The following is an 18,728-nucleotide window of genomic DNA, read 5'->3' as shown; positions in this document are numbered from 1 at the left end:
TTGTGGTTTGTGGTTTGTGGTTTGTGGTTTGTGGTTTGTGGTTTGTGCAAAAAAACAAGAAGCACATAACTTGAGTATTCAATACACTCAAAACTAAATTTTACTGCTTTAGTAACCACAGAGAACACAAAACACGCACAATGTTCATCTGATTATAGGTAGCGCATTTTTAATTTTTTTTTCTTACATCTTTCTACGCTCCCGCTCTCTTTTCAATAAAGTGAGCTCACGACTCGTTTGTCCGGCAACCGATGTATTTTCTTCGGCACGTCTTATTAAATAAGGCATCACATCTTTCACAGGCCCAAATGGAATATACTTTGCCACATTAAAACCAGCTTCGGCAAGATTGTAACTTATATGGTCACTCATACCGTATAATTGGCCAAACCAAATTCTAGAATCATTTTTCGTCAATCCTTTGGCATCAATAATTTCTAATGCCAAATAGTTACTGTTCTCGTTATGCGTCCCCAAAAACAGTGAGATATCTTGAAGATTATCCAGAATGTATTGCATGACAGCGTTAAAATGGTCGTCTGTAGCTTGTTTGCTTGCACAAATTGGGGTTGGATAGCCTTTTTCTTCGGCACGATCGTTCTCCTTTTCCATATAAGCGCCACGCACAACTTTAAAACCTAACTTATAACCTCCTGCTTTGGCGCGTTTATGAGCTTCTTTTAGATAATCCAACCTATCCCAACGGTAACATTGTAGTGTATTAAAAACTATAGGTGTTTGTTTATTATACTTCTCCATCATCTCTTCACAAAGCGCATCTGCTGCATCTTGCATCCAGGATTCCTCTCCATCTATTAATAATGAAATAGAACAATCGTGTGCTACTTTACAAACTTCGTCATACCGTTGCTGAATACGTTTCCATCTTGTTTCCTCAATTTCGGTAAGGGTTTCTTTTGCTGAAACTTTCTCCCAAATTTTAAATCGGCCAAATCCCGTTGGTTTAAAAACTGAAAACGGCATCGCATCTTTGTGTTCAGCAAACCTGGTAAGTTCTATTACTTTGGCCAAGGTAGCATCAAACTGTGCATCCTCTTCTTTTCCTTCTACAGAATAATCCAGCACAGAATGTACCTCAACGTCAAACAAACTATCTACCACAGGCATACAATCTTCTTCGTTTATACCACCACAAAAATGATCAAAAACAGTAGAGCGAATTAATCCTTCCACGGGCAGGTGCAAGTTGAGCGCGAACTTTGTTGCTGCTGTACCTATTCGCACCAAAGGTTCATTGGCTATCATTTTAAAAAGAAAATAAGCACGCTCTAGTTGCGAATTTGTTTTTAATTTAAACGCAGTTTCAGTATTATTAAAAATAGGATTTGTACTCATATTTGGAGAAAAATATGCGCAAATATAAGTAGATTTACCTACCGAAATGCAATCGTCTATTAAACTTAATAAAACATCCTAAAAGGTATGAAAAAAATTGAAAAAGAAAGAGGATCGGTTTTTTGTGGTGCTTCTGTTTGGGATGTTTTACGAGAAACATTGGAGCGTTGCAAGCCTTCGAAAGTATTTGTTCTGGTAGATGAAAATACCGAAATACATTGTTTGCCTATTTTCACAAAACAGATGCCAACCCATTTTTTATTTCAAACCATTACAATTCCATCTGGGGAAATTCATAAAACCATCAGCACCTGTACCACCGTTTGGCAACAAATGAGTGACTTGGGTGCAGACAGAAATAGCGTACTTATTAATTTAGGGGGCGGTGTGGTAACAGATTTAGGTGGTTTTGTGGCAAGTACTTTTAAACGCGGGATTGAGTTTCTGAACATCCCTACATCACTATTGGCAATGGTAGATGCTTCGATTGGCGGAAAAAATGGCGTAGACTTGGGGCATTTAAAGAATCAGGTAGGCGTTATTCGCAACCCTATGGCGGTTTTTGTATGTATTGAATTTTTAAAAACAGTACCTAAAGAACAAATCACTTCTGGTTATGCCGAAATGTTAAAACACGGGTTAATTGCTTCAGAAGCGTATTGGAATGCACTTAAAGATTTTGATGTACGTGATGCTAAGTTAACAGAAAAATTTATCTGGGAGTCTATTGAAATTAAAAATGAGGTAGTTACCAAAGATCCTACTGAAAAAAATCTTCGGAAAACGCTTAACTACGGGCATACCTTAGGACACGCCATAGAATCCTATTGTTTAGAAAATTCAGATAAGAAAACCTTGTTGCACGGGGAAGCTATCGCAATAGGAATGATTTTAGCCAATTATCTTTCTGCGCAATTGAAAAACTTTCCGCAGAAAAAATTAGAGCAAACCACAAAAATTTTTCTTTCCATTTATAAACGGTATGACTTTTCAGAGCATGACATAGAGCAGATCATTCAACTTTTAAAATTTGACAAGAAAAATACCGACGGAAACGTGAATTTTGTGCTTCTTGAAGATTTTAATCGGTACATTATTGACCAACAAATCGATAATGAATTGATTCGTAGTGCATTTAATTTTTATAAAAATTTCAAAAATTAATTTTGAGTTAAACCTAAGTGTTTTACATTTACCCAAACAAAACAACAAACCATCAAACTTTTATAATGAAGCGCGTAATTGTAGATTTTAGAAAATTAACCCCAGAAATACTATCTATGTTGGTAGATAAATACCCATATGGATATGACGACGACCACGTAATTAAATTTAAAAACGCTCAAAACGAAACCGTCGAAGCCGTTGAAGTTAGAACAGATGATACCATCTATCTAGTAAAAGTAAGTACAAAACTAGAAAACAGTATGGCTGCTTTTGAAGATGATGATTACGACACGAACGATTATCAAGAAGCAATTGTAGACTTAGATGCAAAAAAGCATTTGGGTGAAGAGGAATAGGTTTTTACTTTCCTAAAAACCACGTTACAAACCTGCTTGTCGAGACAATGCAGGTAGATTACAAAAAAAAGAGGCTCATTTCGAGCCTCTTTTTTATGAATCAGTTGTTTTAAGCGTGTTGTTCTTCATGTTTCCCCTCTTTAATTTCTTCTATTAATTTTGAGTTGAAGGCTGGTAAATCATCGGGATTTCTACTAGTTACAAATCCTGAATCTACAACAACTTCTTCATCTACCCAATTAGCTCCTGCATTTACAAGGTCATCTTTAATAGATTTAAAAGAAGTCATTTTTCTACCTTTTACAACCTCTGCCGAGATTAATGTCCAGGCTGCGTGGCAAATGGCTGCAACGGGTTTGTTCTGTTTGAAAAAATCGCGTACAAATAGTAAAGCGTCTTGATTTCTTCGAAGTTTATCTGGATTAATAACTCCTCCCGGTAATACCAAAGCATTGTAATCTTTGGCCGAAACTGAATCTAACGTTTTATCTACTACATATTCATTAGACCAATTTCCATCACTCCAAGATTTGATGGTTCCAGATTTTTCGCTTACTATTTCTACTGTAAAACCTTCCGATTCCATAGCTTTCTTTGGCGATGTTAACTCACTTTCTTCAAATCCGTTGGTTGCTAAAATTGCTATTCTCTTTTTCATAATCTTTCTGTCTGTTTTAATTAATAATTTCTTTATAACAAGATACGGAGACAGTTAGTCAACCTCAAAGATTACGTATTAAGCTTATACTAAAATTTGTTAAAGATTTATGAAGGAGGATTTCTTGCTAGTTCTTGCGCTTTTTTTTTATCTACTTCGATCTTCTTTTTATATGCTCGAAGTTCTTCAAGCTCTTTTTCATAAGAGAAAGTCGCATTGGAGGTAGGTTCTACTTTTATACCTCTTTGTAATGCCCAGTTTACCGTAAATTCTGCCCCAAAAAAAAGAATGAGGCACGTATAATAAACCCACAACAAGATTAATACAACACTCCCTGCGGCGCCATAGACAGATCCGGGATCTGCCTGTTGGAAATAAAACCCTAAGACATACTTCCCCACTAAAAACAACATTGATGTTACAAAAGCGCCTAATAACGTTGTTTTCCATTTAATATGAATGTCTGGCAATACTTTAAAAATGGTTGCGAAAATTGAAAGTATAAAAATTTCGGTTACTATAAAGTTTAATAGTTCGATAACACCTGAAGAAACTACAGAATAATAATTAGCTATCAGCTCACTGAATCCTGAAATCAGAGCCGATAACAGCAAAGAAATTAGTAACAAAAGGCCAATGGCTATAATCACTCCGAAAGAAGTGGCACGTCTTTTTAGCGTGTCAATAAAATTTATTTTTTTGGAACGTACACTCCAAATATTGTTAAGTGCTCTTTGAAGTTGAAAGAAAACTCCCGTAGCTCCAAATAGCAACATCCCTACACCTATAATTACAGTAATAGTTGAACTTTCTGCAAGTGCTGCATTGGCAATCATCCCCTCTATGGCAGCTGCACTATCTTTACCTATAAGACCACCAATTTCATTTGTAATTTTGCCTTGTACTGCATCTGGACCAAGGAAAATACCGGCAATATGTACCGTAATCATTAATAACGATGGCAATGAAAATAGGGCGTAATAAGCCACAATAGCACTTTTTGCCCAGGGATCGTTTTTATCCCAGCTTAGGTAGGTTTTTTTAAGAAGTTTAAATACCTGCATTTATAAATATCTTTCATTAACAATAGCGATATGGTGTTTTTCGTGACCGCAAATAATATATCCCGCGGCGCGTACAGAAAGTGGAGAGTTACTGGCAATACCCGTATGCTGAAGTGTCTGTTCTGAAAAGGAAGAAAACAAAATAATTTGTGCCGTGCGTACCGCCAGATATTCTTCCAACAAATGCTGCATCGTTCTCTCATTAGCATTGGAGTTTTCAACAAATTCATCTTGATCAAAACCTCTAATTTCTACATTTTTTGCCCTTGCAAATTGTAACGCCCGATACGCAAAAACACGTTCGGTATCTATTAAATGTAAGAGAATTTCTTTAGGCGTCCATTTACCTTCTTTATAACGGTATTCTTGTTTTGCCTCTGGGATGGCATCAAAAAATTCGTGGGTTTCTAGCATTCCCTCGGCCAAACCTTGTAATAAAGGTTTGTTTAATGCTCTCTCTATATATCCTTTGTAATAAGTATGAAACTCATTATTAGAAAGTTGTACGATTTCCATAACTGAAATTTTATGGATCGAAGATACTAAATTTCAGCAGTAGTGGTAGGTAGAAATTCGGGGTTGCTTAAGCGTCAATAAATGTTTTTAAAACGTCCACCACATAATCTACTTCCTCTTTAGTATTAAAACTAGAAAATGAAAAACGAATAGAAGGTTTCATCATATCTTCTTCTGAAAGTATTTCGGTAAGCACATGAGAACCTTTTGCGCTACCACTCTGGCAAGCGCTTCCCTTTGAGCAAGCAATACCATGCAAGTCTAATTGAAACAACAACATCATAGATTTCTCTGGCGGGATGGGTAAACAAACATTTAATAGGGTGTAGGTACTACGGGAATTATCGTCGCAAGAGCCGTTAAATTTTACGCCAGGAATTTCAGCAGAAAGTTTTCCTTTAAAATAATCTTTCAGGTCGGAAATATAAGTTCGTTCTTTTTCTAAATTCTGGTAGGATATTTTTAACGCTTCAGCCATACCAGCAATAGCGTAGACAGCTTCCGTACCCGCACGAAGACCTCTTTCTTGTGTACCTCCGAAAATTAAAGGCTTTAAACCTGTATTTTTCCGTACAAAAGCAAAACCAGCTCCCTTTGGTCCGTGAAATTTATGTGCTGCAACGGCTGCAAAATGAATAGGAATTTCGGCAAAATCTATTTCATAATGACCAACAGATTGAACGGTATCACTATGAAAAAGTGAATTATAGTTCTCACAAAGCGCTGCGGTTCGTTTAAGATCCAGCACATTTCCAACTTCGTTATTAACGTGCATGAGGGTTACTAATGTCTTATGGCTGGTATCACTAAGTAACTGTTCTAAGTGTTCATAATTTACGTGGCCACAATCGTCTAATTCTACATGAGCTACTGTAATGCCAAATTTCTGTTTTAACTGTTCTATTGCATAAAGAACTGCGTGATGTTCAATTTTACTGGATATTATTCTTGTAACTCCAAGGTCGCGTACACAACTATTTAAAATAAGGTTGTCTGCTTCGGTACCCCCGGAAGTGAAAATAATTTCGGCAGCTGTTACATTTAAATGCTTTGCAATATCTTTTCTGGCGTTCTCCAATAAAGATTTTGCCGATCTTCCATATGCATGGGTTGAAGACGGATTGCCGTATTCGGTTTTTAATACTTCAGAAATACAACGAATTACTTCACTTCGTAATTGGGTTGTAGCAGCGCTATCGAAATATACTTTTTTCATCTTAATGGGATATTGAATAATTAGGAAGATGCCCGTCTTCTTTTTGGGCAGGGAATGCCCTCTTTTTGATTGTGATTGGATTAGAAATTACTAATGGACATTTCATACAAGCAAAAATACATTTTTATATAAAATTAAGTAATGCTAAATTGCAAAGAATTACGTTTCTTTACCCTACTAAACAACTATGTTTATGCGAAAATTATGCGCTTTTATTCTCCTAGCAACACTTTTATCCTCGTGTGATGATGGGGACGTACTCGTTACAAGTTTTAATTTTGAAGATGCAACCCTTCAGTTTTGCGAAGGTGCTAGCAGTTTGGTTTTTTTCAAAATAAACGATGCCAGCAATGAAAGCCTTTCCCTACAATTAGATGTGGAAGACGGGGCTTTTACTCAAAGCAGTACGCTTCAATTTCAATTAAATGAAACCACCAACTTTATAAACTACCGAACCTTTGACATCGCTCCCACAGCAAGTTATTTTTGCAATAGCATTCCTCCTACCTCACCAACCGTGCTGCAGGATTATATAGGGACAGATGGCACTGCCAACCTTATAATAGTAGCTGTTTTAAATGATAATGACAGCGTTGAAGAAGATACGGAAAGTGACCTTGATACCGACATGGATGGTCTATTAAATTATTACGATTTTGACGATGATGGAGATAATGTGCCAACAGCCATAGAAATTGGTGCAGACCTCGATAATCCAATGGATACCGACGGAGATGGAATCCCCGATTACCTTGATGAGGATGACGATGGCGATGGTGTTTTAACCAGAAACGAAGCCACCGAAGATGATATAGACCCGCAAAATAATATCACAGACCCAAATGTTGGTGCAGATTATCTAAATCCAGCCATTGCTGTAGAAACTACTATTGAAATATATATTGAACACCAATACGATTATGCAAGTAGCGCAGAATTATTTGTAAACAATGCTGTTTTTACGAATGGTGAGGAAGAATTAACACAAGAAAGCTTGGATTTAGGAACTATTTCGAATATAGCAACGGGTACACTAATTTTAACGCCTATTTTTCCAGGGTTGTAGTATTTTGAACAATATAAACTTCGGTGGCTCCAGAACCATACTTTCTAGGATCTGCCTCATAAAACTTCACGTTTTCATAACGTCTAAAAAGATATTCTAGTTCAATTTTTAACACGCCTTCTCCAACACCGTGAATGAATACAATTTTTGGAATACGCTTTTGAATAGCAAAATCCAATTGTCGCTTAGCCGTATCCAGCTGTATGGTGAGCATATCGAAATTTGAAAGTCGCGTAGCACCAGTTAATTTATGGATATGAAGATCTACCTCCATAGGTGGGATGTTACGTTCTTTAGGCTTTGGTGTATTTTTCTTTTTTTTACGCGGAATCTCTTTTTCTGAAAGTATTGCCTCCATATTTGTTCTGGCGATATTCTTTTTAAGCAACGTACCCTCTACGACCAGTTCATTTTTCTGAAATCTCATAGGGAAACCATCTTCAGTTTCTATTAAAATAGTATCTTCTTCTACCGAAATTATAACCCCGGTAATAGGTTCATCAATGGCCGAAACGGTATCTCCTTTTTTCATAATGTTGTCAAAAATAGAATATATAAATAAGTATACAATGTGAGTTGCTAACACATTTAAAATTAAATTTTTAGGAATTTCATGGGAATATTAGGCATAATGTCAAAAATATAATTAAATTTAGCGCGGAAAACGTAGCGCTTTCCCCCTAGTGCTGCCTTAAAAACCAAATTATGAAACACCTACTACTTTTACCTACTACGCTGTTTTTTACAGCTATTTCGGTAGCTCAATTGTATGTTGCACCTAATACTTCTGCAACACCTTCAGATTCTTATATTTATGTGAATGACGAAGTTCTCTTTGTAGAAAATGATGTGAATCTTACAGTTAATTCTAACGATCCTACTACGGAAGCCAGTATTTATCTAAGAAATGGCTCTCAATTAATCCAAGGAGAAAGTAATGGAGCCAATTCAGGTTCTGGATATATTTCTATTTATCGTGCAAATCCTGGTAGTGATGCTTGGGATTATACATTTTATGGATCCCCGGTTGGAGATAATATTACAGTACCTTTAGCTACCGCTGGAAATATTAATGCGGGTATACGATCTATTTTTACACCTATGTATGATCCTCTGGCACTAGATTATAGTGCACCTACAAGTTTAACAGATGCGCTGCCAACAGGTACAACCGCTGGAAGAGAAGGCAATTTTGATACCGCTACAAACGCGTTGTCTATCTCAACCAGATGGACCTACGCTAAACTTGCATCTGGAGCTGGTGTTACCTATACACGGATTTATGCTAACAATGCGGTACCCCCTGGAAGAGGCTTTATTATGAAAGGTGTAAATAGAGATGGTGCTACAAGCACACACGATTTTGTATACGACTTTAGAGGAAGACCTAATAACGGAGATTTTACATTGCCTACAATTCCTGTACCTGCACTAAGCACAGATACAGAGCAGGTATTAACTGGTAATCCATATCCCTCTGCACTGGATTTGAATCGGTTATTTTATGATACAAGAAGAGGAGATCCTGATGGAACTGACACTTTTGAAAACTCAGAGATTAACGCTTTCCTCTATTGGGACGAAGACAGAACTATAGATTCTCATTTATATATTGACAACAAAGGAGGATTTGATATTTGGATTCCTGGCACTAGTAATCCAGATGGAACTACTTCTGGACTTTCAGCCGGAGCACCCTTTTTAAATTACAATAGTGATGGTACGCCTGCAGGAGGACAAATGGGAACAGGTGCACAATACAAACGTCGTTTTGCTCCAGTTGGACAAGGATTTTTATTGCAAACAGAAAATTCTTCAACTTCTCCAGTGGTGGACCCTTCTCTAAATAGTATTACTATAAAAAACCAATATAGAAGAAATATTGCAGAAAGTTTTGCTACTAATTCTGAATTCAGAACTGCCAATAACGCTGTCCCTAGACCTGGAGATTCTGATGTGGTGAGTAAAGACAAAAGACTACCACAGATTCGTATCTACACTTATTTTGGCGAAACTCACTTTAGAGATATGGTATTAGCTTTTCATGATACTAGCACTCATTTTTATGATAGAGGAATGGACGCACGTCACCCTATGGATGCAAGCTTTGCAGAAGCGTATTTTCCAGTAAAAATGAACAATAGAAAGGATAATAATTCCATAGGTGAGTTTGTAATACAAACAGTGCCTTGGGGTATAGAAAACAAAATCCCTTATGCTATAAAATTAGACAGACAGACCGAGGTTATTGTACAAGTAGTGGAGGCTGTTAAAGTTACGAATCCAGTTTTATTATTTGACAGTGTGCTGGATACCTACACACAAATTAATGGAAATTCTACAGCTACCTTAAACCTACCGGCTGGAGATTATAAAAATAGATTTTTTATTGTCTTTAAGAGTTCCGCAAACGATGCAATTTCTGCTAACACAGTTGTTGAAGAAAGACGTGTGCTAATGAATGAAATTCTTGGAAATGTCAATTTCTTTCAAAATAACAAAGAGGCGCAATTAGAAATAATGAATCCAGAAGCATACACACTAAAATATGCACATATTTTTGATATGACTGGAAAACTTGTTACTACGAAAACAGATTTAGGAAACAATACTAAGTATAGTATTTCCACTGCTACTATGGCAGATGGAGTATACTTAGTGAAATTGGTAACCTCAGATAATGTATCAATAGACTATAAAGCTATTGTAACAAACAAATAAGTTCCCTATGACAGAGGGCCTCGAAGACTATATGCTGCCTTGTTTAAATAAGCAGCTTTTCGGGATAGAATGTTTAGGCTGTGGCATACAACGTGCCACAGCCTTAGTATTTAAAGGCGAATTTATAGCTGCGTTTAAAACCTATCCCGCTATTTATTCACTAATTATTTTAATCCTCTTTCTACTTTTTAATCTCGTAGTAAAAGTTAAGTACTCCACCCCTATTAAAATAGTTCTCATCGCAACCAATGTGCTTATTATAGTACTAAGCTATGGTATTAAAATGAATAAATATTTTTAGCCCTTCCGTTTTTTTAGCTATATTTATTCTTCATCAAAAGTAATTAACCAATAGTATTTTTATTATGGAACAACAAAAATTACCTAACGCTACCCTTATTATAGTTTTTGGTATTATCTCAATTGTAACCTGTTGCTGTTATGGTGTCGTAGGTCTTATCTTCGGAATTATTGCAATAGTATTAGCCAAAAAGGCTACTGAAACGTATTTGGCAAACCCTGAGTTATACACAGGATACCAAAATGTAAAAACTGGTAAGATTTTAGCCATTATTGGTGTGGTATTAAATGCCATTTACCTTTGCTGGGTGATCTATATTTTTGCAACAGGCGGTACTGAAGCTATGCAGAACATGCAAAAAGAAATAATGGAGCAATATGGGTTGGAAAATTAATAGACGCTCATTTATTAAACATAAAAATGCGGCTTTGGAGCCGCATTTTTTTAGTTATAGCATACTTTAAACTCTTATATCTCGAACTCTTTAAGTGTCGTGCAGATTATAGAAACACAATCCAAGAGTTCTGCTTCTGTCATTACAAGAGGGGGTGCAAATCTAATGATATTTCCGTGTGTTGGTTTTGCCAGCAATCCATTGTCACGTAGTTTTAAACAGATATTCCACGCGGTATCACTTTCTTCCGTATCATTAATAACAATAGCATTTAGCAAACCTTTACCTCGTACCAATTTACAAATAGAGCTTGTAGCAATATACTCGTTCATTTTACTTCTGAACAACTCTCCTAATATATACGCATTTTCTGCTAAACTTTCGTCTTTTACAACGTTTAGCGCGGCCATGGCAACCGCTGCCGCAATTGGGTTTCCTCCAAAGGTAGAACCGTGAGAGCCTGGCGTAATCACATTCATTATAGAATCATTGGCCAATACAGCCGATACTGGGTAGGCTCCACCACTCATTGCTTTCCCTAAAATTAAAATATCTGGTTTTACTTCAGGCGTTCCGCTGCAATCTTTCTTCTCACACGTACAATCCCCGCAAGTAGCCAAAAGACGTCCCGTTCTTGCAATTCCTGTTTGTACTTCGTCTGCTATAAACAAAACGTTGTGTTTTTCACATAAGGCTTTTGCTTTCTTTAAATACCCTTCAGAAGGTACAAATACGCCAGCTTCCCCTTGAATAGGCTCCACTAAAAATCCAGCTACATTCGGATTATTTTCTAAAGTAGTCTGCAGTGCTTCTAAATTATCATATTCAATTTTTATAAAACCATCTGTATAAGGACCAAAGTTTTTGCGGGCTACAGCATCGTTACTAAAGGAGATGATTGTTGTGGTTCTTCCGTGGAAATTATTTTCGCAAACTATAATTTCAGCTTCATTTTCATCAATCCCTTTAACTTCATATGCCCAACGTCTACAAATCTTTAAAGCCGTTTCAACAGCTTCGGCACCTGTATTCATAGGTAGAATTTTATCAAAATTGAAATATTCACTCGCGTATTTTTCATACTTCCCAAGAATATCATTATGAAATGCTCTTGATGTTAAAGAAAGTGTTTTTGCCTGCTTCATCATGGCATCCACAATAGCTGGATGACAATGTCCCTGGTTTACAGCACTGTACGCCGAAAGAAAATCATAATATTTTTTCCCCTCTACGTCCCAAACATACACACCTTCTCCCCTGTTCAAAACCACAGGAAGTGGATGGTAATTGTGGGCTCCGTATTTGTTCTCTAAGTCTATCGCTTGTTGCGACAAAGATTGTTGTGTTACTGACATAACATTAAAAATTTAAAATTTGACTATTAAAAATTCCTGCAATACCTTTATTCTTTCGAAAGCTCGAAAATTCAGCGGAGGAGAGAAATCATCCTTGGGCGCAAATTACTAAAAATACCACACAATTTTAAAGGAAATGATAGTACTTTTGCGATTATGGGAAGAAGAAAAACCAATAGAGTCATTCTAGAAAATCTTGAAGTATTTGACGCAGGCGCTAAAGGCAAAGCGGTTGCTAAAACTGAGGACGGCAGAGTTGTATTTATTAACAACGCTGTTCCAGGCGATGTTGTTACCGTACAAACTACTAAAAAACGCAAAGCTTTTTATGAGGGCACAGCAATTTCGGTGTCTAAATTTTCAGATAAACGCGTAGCACCGGTTTGCCAGCATTTTGGCACTTGTGGTGGTTGTAAATGGCAACATATGGGCTATGAGCATCAATTATTCTACAAAGAGAAAGAAGTTACAAATAATCTTACCCGTTTAGGCCACCTAGAATTACCCGAGGTCTCCCCTATTATAGGTTCTGCTGAAGAGTACTTCTATAGAAACAAAATGGAATTCTCTTTCAGTAATAATAAATGGCTCACATTAGATCAGATCAAGAGCGATGTACAAATCGAAAATAAAAATGCTTTAGGATTTCATATTCCTGGCATGTGGGACAAAATTCTTGATATTGAAAAATGTCACCTGCAACGTGACCCTAGTAATGCCATTAGAAATTTCGTTAAAATTGAAGGACAGCGCTTAGAAATTCCTTTTTTCGATACGAGAAAGCAAGAAGGCATGCTCCGGACGTTAATGCTTCGTACCACCAGTATTGGAGAATTAATGGTGGTGGTTCAATTTTTTGAAGAAAATAAAAAGAAGCGCGAAACTTTATTAGATAGCCTTTTAGAAAAATTTCCTGAAATTACCTCACTTCAATACGTAATTAATACTAAAGGAAACGACACGATTTACGATCAAGACGTGATTTGCTATAAAGGCAGAGACCATATTTTTGAAGAAATGGAAGGTCTTAAATTTAAAATAAACGCAAAATCATTCTACCAAACCAATAGTGAGCAAGCCTACGAATTGTACAAAGTTACACGGGATTTCGCTGGATTAACAGGCAATGAGCTTGTATACGACTTATATACAGGAACAGGAACTATCGCTCAATTTGTTGCCAGAAACGCTAAAAAAGTAATTGGTGTGGAGTCGGTTCCAGATGCCATTACTGCCGCCAAAGCAAATGCGCAATTAAACGGAATTGATAACGTTGAATTCTTAGTGGGAGATATGAAAAATGTTTTCAATCAGAATTTTGTAGCTACCTACGGAAAGGCAGATGTAGTGATTACAGACCCTCCACGAGATGGTATGCATAAAGATGTTGTAGCGCAATTATTAGCATTGGCACCAGAAAAAATTGTATACGTGAGTTGTAATAGCGCTACGCAAGCAAGAGACCTTTCTATTCTAGACGAAATATATAAAGTAACCAAAGTACAACCCGTAGATATGTTTCCACAGACACATCACGTAGAAAATGTTGTACTTTTAGAAAAAAGATAAATTTGAAGCAGGTTAAATTAGTTTGTTTTTTAATTCTGGGTGCAATACTCCTTACAATAGGCTGTACCCGTGACGATATATGCGATCCGGCACTGGCAGTGACGCCCCTTTTAATCATTACATTTAAAGATAATGCCAATATCACCCAGGCAAAAAGTGTTACGGGATTAACTGTTCGTAAGAATGATATTGATTCTACACTGGTTTTTAGCATTACAGAAGCAACCGACTCTATTGCCATCCCCTTAGACACAGAAACAGATATCACTGAACTGTTATTTATCTTAAATGACGACGATGACGACGAAACCACCAATGGCGACAGATTGAATTTTACCTATCAAAGAGAAGAAATCTATCTAAACCGCGCATGCGGATTTAAAACGACCTATTCTGAATTTGACACTGAATTGGAAGAAGACACCGATAATTGGATTACCTCATTTCAAATTTTACAAACCACAATAACAGATGAAATTGAAGCACACCTTTCTATTAGGTTTTAGCCTCCTGCTTGCGTCAATTTCAGTGAAGGCGCAAGATGAAACTATAACCGTCGAAAAATCTGAAACTGTTGCCATAACAGGTAATGATACCTTACCTAAAACCAAAAAATACGGAATTAGAGTGGGGGTTGATATTTCAAAATTGATACGCACCGCTGCTGAAGATGGATTTACGGGCTTTGAAGTAAACGCAGATTATCGGCTTACCAAAAAAATATACGCAGCTGCAGAATTAGGAACTTCAGATAGAGTTTGGGATGAAGATGGATTAAAAACTACCACTACGGGAAGTTATGTAAAAATTGGAGCCGAACTAAATGCCTATAATAACTGGCTTAATATGAATAATTCCATCTTTGGGGGACTTCGGTATGGTTTTTCAACGTTTAAGCAAGAATTGAATTCCTATTCCATTTATACTACAAATCCAGCTTTTCCAGTAGCTCCAAGAGACGTTTCTATTGAAGCGAGTGGTTTAACGGCTTCCTGGGCAGAGCTTATTGTAGGTTTTAAAACCGAAGTATTCAACAATTTGTTTCTTTCTATTAATCTTCAGGTAAAGCGAAAAATTTCGGAAGACAAACCAGAAGGTTTTGATAATCTCATCATTCCAGGATTTAACCGAACCTATGATTTTAGTGAGTTTGGCGCAGGATATGGCTATACCATTTCGTATTTAATTCCGCTGTATAAGAAATAACCGTTCGATTGCAGTCAACTTGAGTAATTATAGGGTAAGAATTAAACTTTACTACGAACTGCAAACTGCTACTGCATACTTTTTTAATTCTTACTAGCCTTCTTACTCCCCTCATACATATCATACCGTACCAGCTTACTTTCTAGCTTACCATTATAAAGTTTAATGCGTCTGGATGGACGCAATCCCACACTTTTTAAGGCTTCCATATTGCTGGTGATCATCCACGCCTGGGTACCGGGATAGCCACGTTTTAGAGTGTTTCCTATATTTGCGTAAAATGCATCAATGTCTTCAATTCGCAAGCGCTCATCGTAGGGGGGGTTAAAAACCAGAAACATAGAACGTTCGGTTTCTTTTGTACTTTCGAAAAAATCCTGCTCTTTCACTTCAATAAATTCTGAAAGGTTTGCGTTTTTAATATTCGCCTTTGCTTTACTAAGGGAAAACGCATCTTTATCGCTGGCGTAAATCTTAAAATGAAAATCTCTGATCTTTTTAAGAGCCGCATTTTCAATCACTTCGTATAGATCTACATCAAAATCTGGCCAGGTTTCAAATCCGAATTCATCTCGATTCAAATTCGGAGGAATGTTACACGCAATCATCGCTGCTTCCGTTGCAATCGTACCACTCCCACACATGGGATCCATAAAATCGCATTGTCCGCTCCAGCCAGTAAGCATAATCATCCCCGCAGCAAGCACCTCGTTTATAGGGGCCAGGGTGTTTTCAACCTTATATCCACGTTTATGTAAAGATGCGCCGGAACTATCTAGAGAAACCGTACATATATTTCTATCAATGTGTATGTTAATCCGCAAGGTGGGGTGGTCCAGATCTACATCCGGCCGTTTGCCTTCCTTATCACGAAATCTATCCACAATAGCATCTTTGGTTTTTAAAGAAATATATTGTGAATGCGTAAATTTTTCAGAATATACTGTGGAATCTACCGCCAGGCTTCCGTCGGCATCCATATACGTTTCCCAGGGAATAGCATATATTTTCTTGTACAGATCGTCTTCCGTGAAAATATTAAAAGCGGTGATAGGTTTTAAAACTTTAATGGCAGTACGACAACACAGGTTAACTTTGTACATAAAACCAGTATCGCCTTCAAAAGAGACGTTTCTGGTGCCTATTTCAATTTCTGAAGCGCCTAACTGTCGTAATTCCTGTGCTAATAATTCTTCTAGGCCATACAATGTTTTGGCCACCATTTTAAAGTTGTTTTCCATATTCATTATGTCTTCCTCTCGTTCGTGCCTCACTCGTCGGAGACAAGACAAAGGTGAGTACCTTTTTATTCTCTGAAGTCAAATTATTATAAAATTTCAAGAATAAACTAAAATTATCTCGTTTTACTTAACTGTAATAAAACTACCGCTTCCTTTATCACAGCACAAAAATACAGTATTTTTGCACCGCAAAACACAACACATCCAAAAAGAAATAATGAGCGATTGGTATGCTTCCTGGTTTGATACACCCTACTATCATATTTTATATAAAGATAGGGACAATGCCGAGGCAGACAGCTTTATGGAACGCCTCACTAATTTCCTAAAACTGAAACAAAACGATTCAATTTTAGACTTAGCCTGTGGAAAAGGACGCCATGCTATCTCTTTAAGCCAAAAAGGATTTAACGTTACGGGCGTAGATCTCTCATCTTCCAGCATTCAATTTGCAAAGCAGTTTGAAGCTGAACACCTTAAATTTCGTGTACACGATATGTGCCAGCCGTATCCACAACAATTTGATGCGGTTTTTAACCTGTTTACAAGTTTTGGTTATTTTGAAAATGAAGAAGATAATCTGCGTACCATACAAGCGATCAAAGAGGAATTAAAAACAAAGGGTCATGGTGTGATAGACTTTATGAATTCGGCCTTTGTGATTAAAAACCTTGTACCTTTTGAAGTGAAAGAAGTGGAAGGAATAGAATTTCATATAAAACGCTATGTCGCTGAAGGTTATATTACCAAAGAAATAAAGTTTCAACATAATAACATTCCATTTTCCTTTACCGAAAGAGTAAAAGCGCTTACCCTATCAGATTTTAAAGGCTATTTTAAAGCGGCCGGAATGCAATTAAAACATTGCTTTGGCGACTACCATTTGTCGGAGTTTGATGAAGCAACTTCCGAAAGATTAATTCTTATCTTTAACTAATGGAATACATCGCATTATTTCTAGCAGTTGCCATAGGGTACGGTATTGCCAAAATATTTCAGAAGAAAGAATTTACGCACTTACCTGTTATATTGGCATTTAGTGGTGCCTTCTTACTATCTACCACACTATTTGAGCTCCTGCCAGAAGTTTTTGAAAATGGAGGAGATCACATTGGTGTGTTTATCATGGCTGGAATCCTGCTTCAGATTATTTTAGATTTTTTCTCTAAAGGTGCCGAACACGGCCACGTACACATTCATACGGAACAAAAGATATTTCCTATCGCTCTCTTTTTGAGTCTCTCGGCACACGCACTTATTGAAGGATTTCCGTTAACAAACCATACGGCTATGTTCTACGGTGTTATTGTACATAAGATACCTATAGCTTTAATTTTGGCGCTGTTTTTTCATAAGGCAAAGTTTAAGACCACTACTACCCTACTTTTTCTAACTTTGTTCGCCATTATGACGCCTTTGGGAAGCTTTCTCATGGATAAAGTAGCTTTCTTTCAAGAATATGCTACGCAAATAAATGCCATTGCCATTGGTATATTTCTGCATGTCTCTACTACGATTCTCTTTGAAAGCTCTAAAAACCATAGTTTTAGTTTTTCAAAAATGACCGCTGTTTTTGTCGCCGTGATTGTAGCCTATTTTCTTTAAATAATTTCGGTTAAAATAAAAAGGTAGTGTAAAATGCTTCCTGTGAGTACAAATAAGTGCCATATTACATGGTTGTAAGGTATTTTTTCAATGGCGTAAAATATAATACCCGCAGTATAAGCCAATCCTCCGCCCATAAGCAACCACAATCCTTCGGGCGTTACTGCTTCAGTAAGAGCCGAAAAGTCGAATACAATTAACCAGCCCATCGCTACATACAACAGTAAGGAAATTAGCTCGAACCTGCCTGTGAAAAATATCTTCAAAATAGTACCTACGAGAGCTATACCCCAAACTACCCAAAACAGCAACCACCCCAAACTAGCATCCAATGCAATTAGCACCACAGGAGAATACGTTCCTGCTATAAGCAAATAAATACTTATATGGTCTAATTTTCTGTACAACAGTTTTCTCCTCTCATTTCGTGTATAATGGTATAAGGTAGACGCAAAGTACAAGGTAGATAGCGATACACCGTACAAACAAATTCCCAGAACACCCTGGAGCGTATCATATGTTTTAAATACAAATAAGAATGCAAATCCAACTAAGCTTAATAAAAAACCCAGGCCATGAGTGATGGCATTTAGTTTTTCTTCTGTTTCAGATTGTGTTCTCATAGATTTTTGAGCAACGGCCGGGCTTTACACTATATCTTTTTGCGCAAAACTGCTGGCACAAAAAGGATGTCGTTGCAATCCCTGTTGCGTGTTTATTTGGTTTAGCAAAAGTAGCTATTACGTGACACTATTCTACATTATATAGTATAGAGTTCTAATGCATCGTACTCTTTAATACTAAAAATAGCTCTGTGTGAAATACTCATAAATAAGAGCTTTAGAAATTAATGAAGGAAACTAAAAAAAGGCGGTGTAATTAAACAAACTGCATAAGCCCAGTATCTAAGCCTTGTGGTGGTGCGAGCAGCTTTTAG

Annotated in this window: 20 protein-coding genes; 11 read left to right on the top strand and 9 right to left on the bottom strand. The window is 36.9% G+C overall.

Annotated features, from left to right (window positions below):
• Nucleotides 1-183 precede the first annotated feature (183 nt).
• Entirely contained in the window at nucleotides 184-1,356 is a 1,173-nt protein-coding gene (locus ACQ2HF_RS10850) for a proline dehydrogenase family protein (RefSeq protein WP_432410438.1), read from the bottom strand.
• An 87-nt stretch (nucleotides 1,357-1,443) separates the two neighbouring features.
• Between ACQ2HF_RS10850 and aroB the strand changes: the two genes are divergently transcribed.
• Nucleotides 1,444-2,520 (top strand): 3-dehydroquinate synthase, encoded by a 1,077-nt coding sequence (gene aroB / locus ACQ2HF_RS10845; protein WP_432410437.1) that lies wholly within the window; start codon nucleotides 1,444-1,446, stop codon nucleotides 2,518-2,520.
• Between the two features lie 65 nt (nucleotides 2,521-2,585).
• The gene (locus ACQ2HF_RS10840; protein ID WP_432410436.1) at nucleotides 2,586-2,879 is read left to right on the top strand and encodes a hypothetical protein; all 294 of its coding nucleotides are present in this window, start codon (nucleotides 2,586-2,588) and stop codon (nucleotides 2,877-2,879) included.
• A gap of 109 nt (nucleotides 2,880-2,988) precedes the next feature.
• Here the strand turns inward: ACQ2HF_RS10840 and ACQ2HF_RS10835 are convergent, their stop codons facing one another.
• The 4 genes from ACQ2HF_RS10835 to ACQ2HF_RS10820 form a co-directional block, all read right to left on the bottom strand.
• A complete protein-coding gene (locus ACQ2HF_RS10835) occupies nucleotides 2,989-3,537 on the bottom strand; it encodes a type 1 glutamine amidotransferase domain-containing protein (RefSeq protein WP_432410435.1) in 549 nt (182 codons plus the stop codon).
• 107 nt (nucleotides 3,538-3,644) lie between these two features.
• Complete coding sequence (locus ACQ2HF_RS10830) at nucleotides 3,645-4,601, bottom strand: YihY/virulence factor BrkB family protein (protein ID WP_432410434.1); 957 nt, start codon at nucleotides 4,599-4,601, stop codon at nucleotides 3,645-3,647.
• Nucleotides 4,602-5,117, bottom strand: coding sequence for a DinB family protein (locus tag ACQ2HF_RS10825; protein ID WP_432410433.1), 516 nt, complete (start codon nucleotides 5,115-5,117; stop codon nucleotides 4,602-4,604).
• Nucleotides 5,118-5,184: 67 nt separating this feature from the next.
• Nucleotides 5,185-6,333 carry a cysteine desulfurase family protein gene (locus tag ACQ2HF_RS10820; RefSeq protein ID WP_432410432.1) on the bottom strand — a complete coding sequence of 383 codons (1,149 nt, stop codon included), beginning with the start codon at nucleotides 6,331-6,333 and terminating at the stop codon, nucleotides 5,185-5,187.
• 193 nt (nucleotides 6,334-6,526) lie between these two features.
• Here ACQ2HF_RS10820 and ACQ2HF_RS10815 point away from each other — a divergent pair, with 193 nt between their 5' ends.
• Nucleotides 6,527-7,399 carry a hypothetical protein gene (locus ACQ2HF_RS10815; RefSeq protein WP_432410431.1) on the top strand — a complete coding sequence of 291 codons (873 nt, stop codon included), beginning with the start codon at nucleotides 6,527-6,529 and terminating at the stop codon, nucleotides 7,397-7,399.
• On the opposite strand, the gene ACQ2HF_RS10810 is transcribed toward ACQ2HF_RS10815, so the two are convergent.
• Entirely contained in the window at nucleotides 7,380-7,931 is a 552-nt protein-coding gene (locus tag ACQ2HF_RS10810) for a Smr/MutS family protein (RefSeq protein ID WP_432410430.1), read from the bottom strand. The two genes, ACQ2HF_RS10815 and ACQ2HF_RS10810, sit on opposite strands and share 20 nt — an antisense overlap.
• Before the next feature lie 173 nt (nucleotides 7,932-8,104).
• Here ACQ2HF_RS10810 and ACQ2HF_RS10805 point away from each other — a divergent pair, with 173 nt between their 5' ends.
• The 3 genes from ACQ2HF_RS10805 (at nucleotide 8,105) to ACQ2HF_RS10795 (ending at nucleotide 10,815) form a co-directional block, all read left to right on the top strand.
• Nucleotides 8,105-10,120, top strand: coding sequence for a T9SS type A sorting domain-containing protein (locus ACQ2HF_RS10805; protein WP_432410429.1), 2,016 nt, complete (start codon nucleotides 8,105-8,107; stop codon nucleotides 10,118-10,120).
• A gap of 7 nt (nucleotides 10,121-10,127) precedes the next feature.
• On the top strand, nucleotides 10,128-10,421 hold the full coding sequence (locus tag ACQ2HF_RS10800) for a DUF2752 domain-containing protein (protein WP_432410428.1): 294 nt from the start codon (nucleotides 10,128-10,130) through the stop codon (nucleotides 10,419-10,421).
• A 64-nt stretch (nucleotides 10,422-10,485) separates the two neighbouring features.
• Nucleotides 10,486-10,815, top strand: a complete 330-nt coding sequence (locus tag ACQ2HF_RS10795) for a CCC motif membrane protein (RefSeq protein WP_432410427.1) — start codon at nucleotides 10,486-10,488, stop codon at nucleotides 10,813-10,815.
• 74 nt (nucleotides 10,816-10,889) lie between these two features.
• On the opposite strand, the gene rocD is transcribed toward ACQ2HF_RS10795, so the two are convergent.
• A complete protein-coding gene (gene rocD / locus ACQ2HF_RS10790; protein ID WP_432410426.1) occupies nucleotides 10,890-12,170 on the bottom strand; it encodes an ornithine--oxo-acid transaminase in 1,281 nt (426 codons plus the stop codon).
• Nucleotides 12,171-12,326: 156 nt separating this feature from the next.
• Here rocD and rlmD point away from each other — a divergent pair, with 156 nt between their 5' ends.
• Genes rlmD through ACQ2HF_RS10775 form a run of 3 tightly spaced genes read left to right on the top strand, consistent with a single transcriptional unit; the run spans nucleotide 12,327 to nucleotide 14,945 of the window.
• On the top strand, nucleotides 12,327-13,739 hold the full coding sequence (gene rlmD, locus ACQ2HF_RS10785) for a 23S rRNA (uracil(1939)-C(5))-methyltransferase RlmD (RefSeq protein WP_432410425.1): 1,413 nt from the start codon (nucleotides 12,327-12,329) through the stop codon (nucleotides 13,737-13,739).
• A gap of 2 nt (nucleotides 13,740-13,741) precedes the next feature.
• Nucleotides 13,742-14,245 (top strand): DUF6452 family protein, encoded by a 504-nt coding sequence (locus ACQ2HF_RS10780; protein WP_432410424.1) that lies wholly within the window; start codon nucleotides 13,742-13,744, stop codon nucleotides 14,243-14,245.
• Complete coding sequence (locus ACQ2HF_RS10775; RefSeq protein WP_432410423.1) at nucleotides 14,211-14,945, top strand: DUF6048 family protein; 735 nt, start codon at nucleotides 14,211-14,213, stop codon at nucleotides 14,943-14,945. Before ACQ2HF_RS10780 ends, ACQ2HF_RS10775 begins: the two co-directional genes overlap by 35 nt.
• An 83-nt stretch (nucleotides 14,946-15,028) precedes the next feature.
• Here ACQ2HF_RS10775 and ACQ2HF_RS10770 read toward each other — a convergent pair whose 3' ends face one another.
• On the bottom strand, nucleotides 15,029-16,186 hold the full coding sequence (locus ACQ2HF_RS10770) for a THUMP domain-containing class I SAM-dependent RNA methyltransferase (protein ID WP_432410422.1): 1,158 nt from the start codon (nucleotides 16,184-16,186) through the stop codon (nucleotides 15,029-15,031).
• Between the two features lie 217 nt (nucleotides 16,187-16,403).
• Here ACQ2HF_RS10770 and ACQ2HF_RS10765 point away from each other — a divergent pair, with 217 nt between their 5' ends.
• Nucleotides 16,404-17,123, top strand: a complete 720-nt coding sequence (locus ACQ2HF_RS10765) for a class I SAM-dependent methyltransferase (RefSeq protein ID WP_432410421.1) — start codon at nucleotides 16,404-16,406, stop codon at nucleotides 17,121-17,123.
• A complete protein-coding gene (locus tag ACQ2HF_RS10760) occupies nucleotides 17,123-17,791 on the top strand; it encodes a ZIP family metal transporter (RefSeq protein WP_432410420.1) in 669 nt (222 codons plus the stop codon). Before ACQ2HF_RS10765 ends, ACQ2HF_RS10760 begins: the two co-directional genes overlap by 1 nt.
• On the opposite strand, the gene trhA is transcribed toward ACQ2HF_RS10760, so the two are convergent.
• Nucleotides 17,788-18,414: a PAQR family membrane homeostasis protein TrhA gene (gene trhA, locus ACQ2HF_RS10755; RefSeq protein ID WP_432410419.1), complete on the bottom strand. Its 627-nt coding sequence runs from the start codon at nucleotides 18,412-18,414 to the stop codon at nucleotides 17,788-17,790. The genes ACQ2HF_RS10760 and trhA overlap by 4 nt on opposite strands.
• Nucleotides 18,415-18,728 lie beyond the last annotated feature (314 nt).

Source organism: Rasiella sp. SM2506 (genome assembly GCF_050859505.1).
Taxonomy (GTDB): domain Bacteria; phylum Bacteroidota; class Bacteroidia; order Flavobacteriales; family Flavobacteriaceae; genus Marinirhabdus.
The sequence above is the reverse complement of the archived record's forward strand: the minus strand, read 5'-3'. Positions and strand labels throughout refer to the sequence as shown.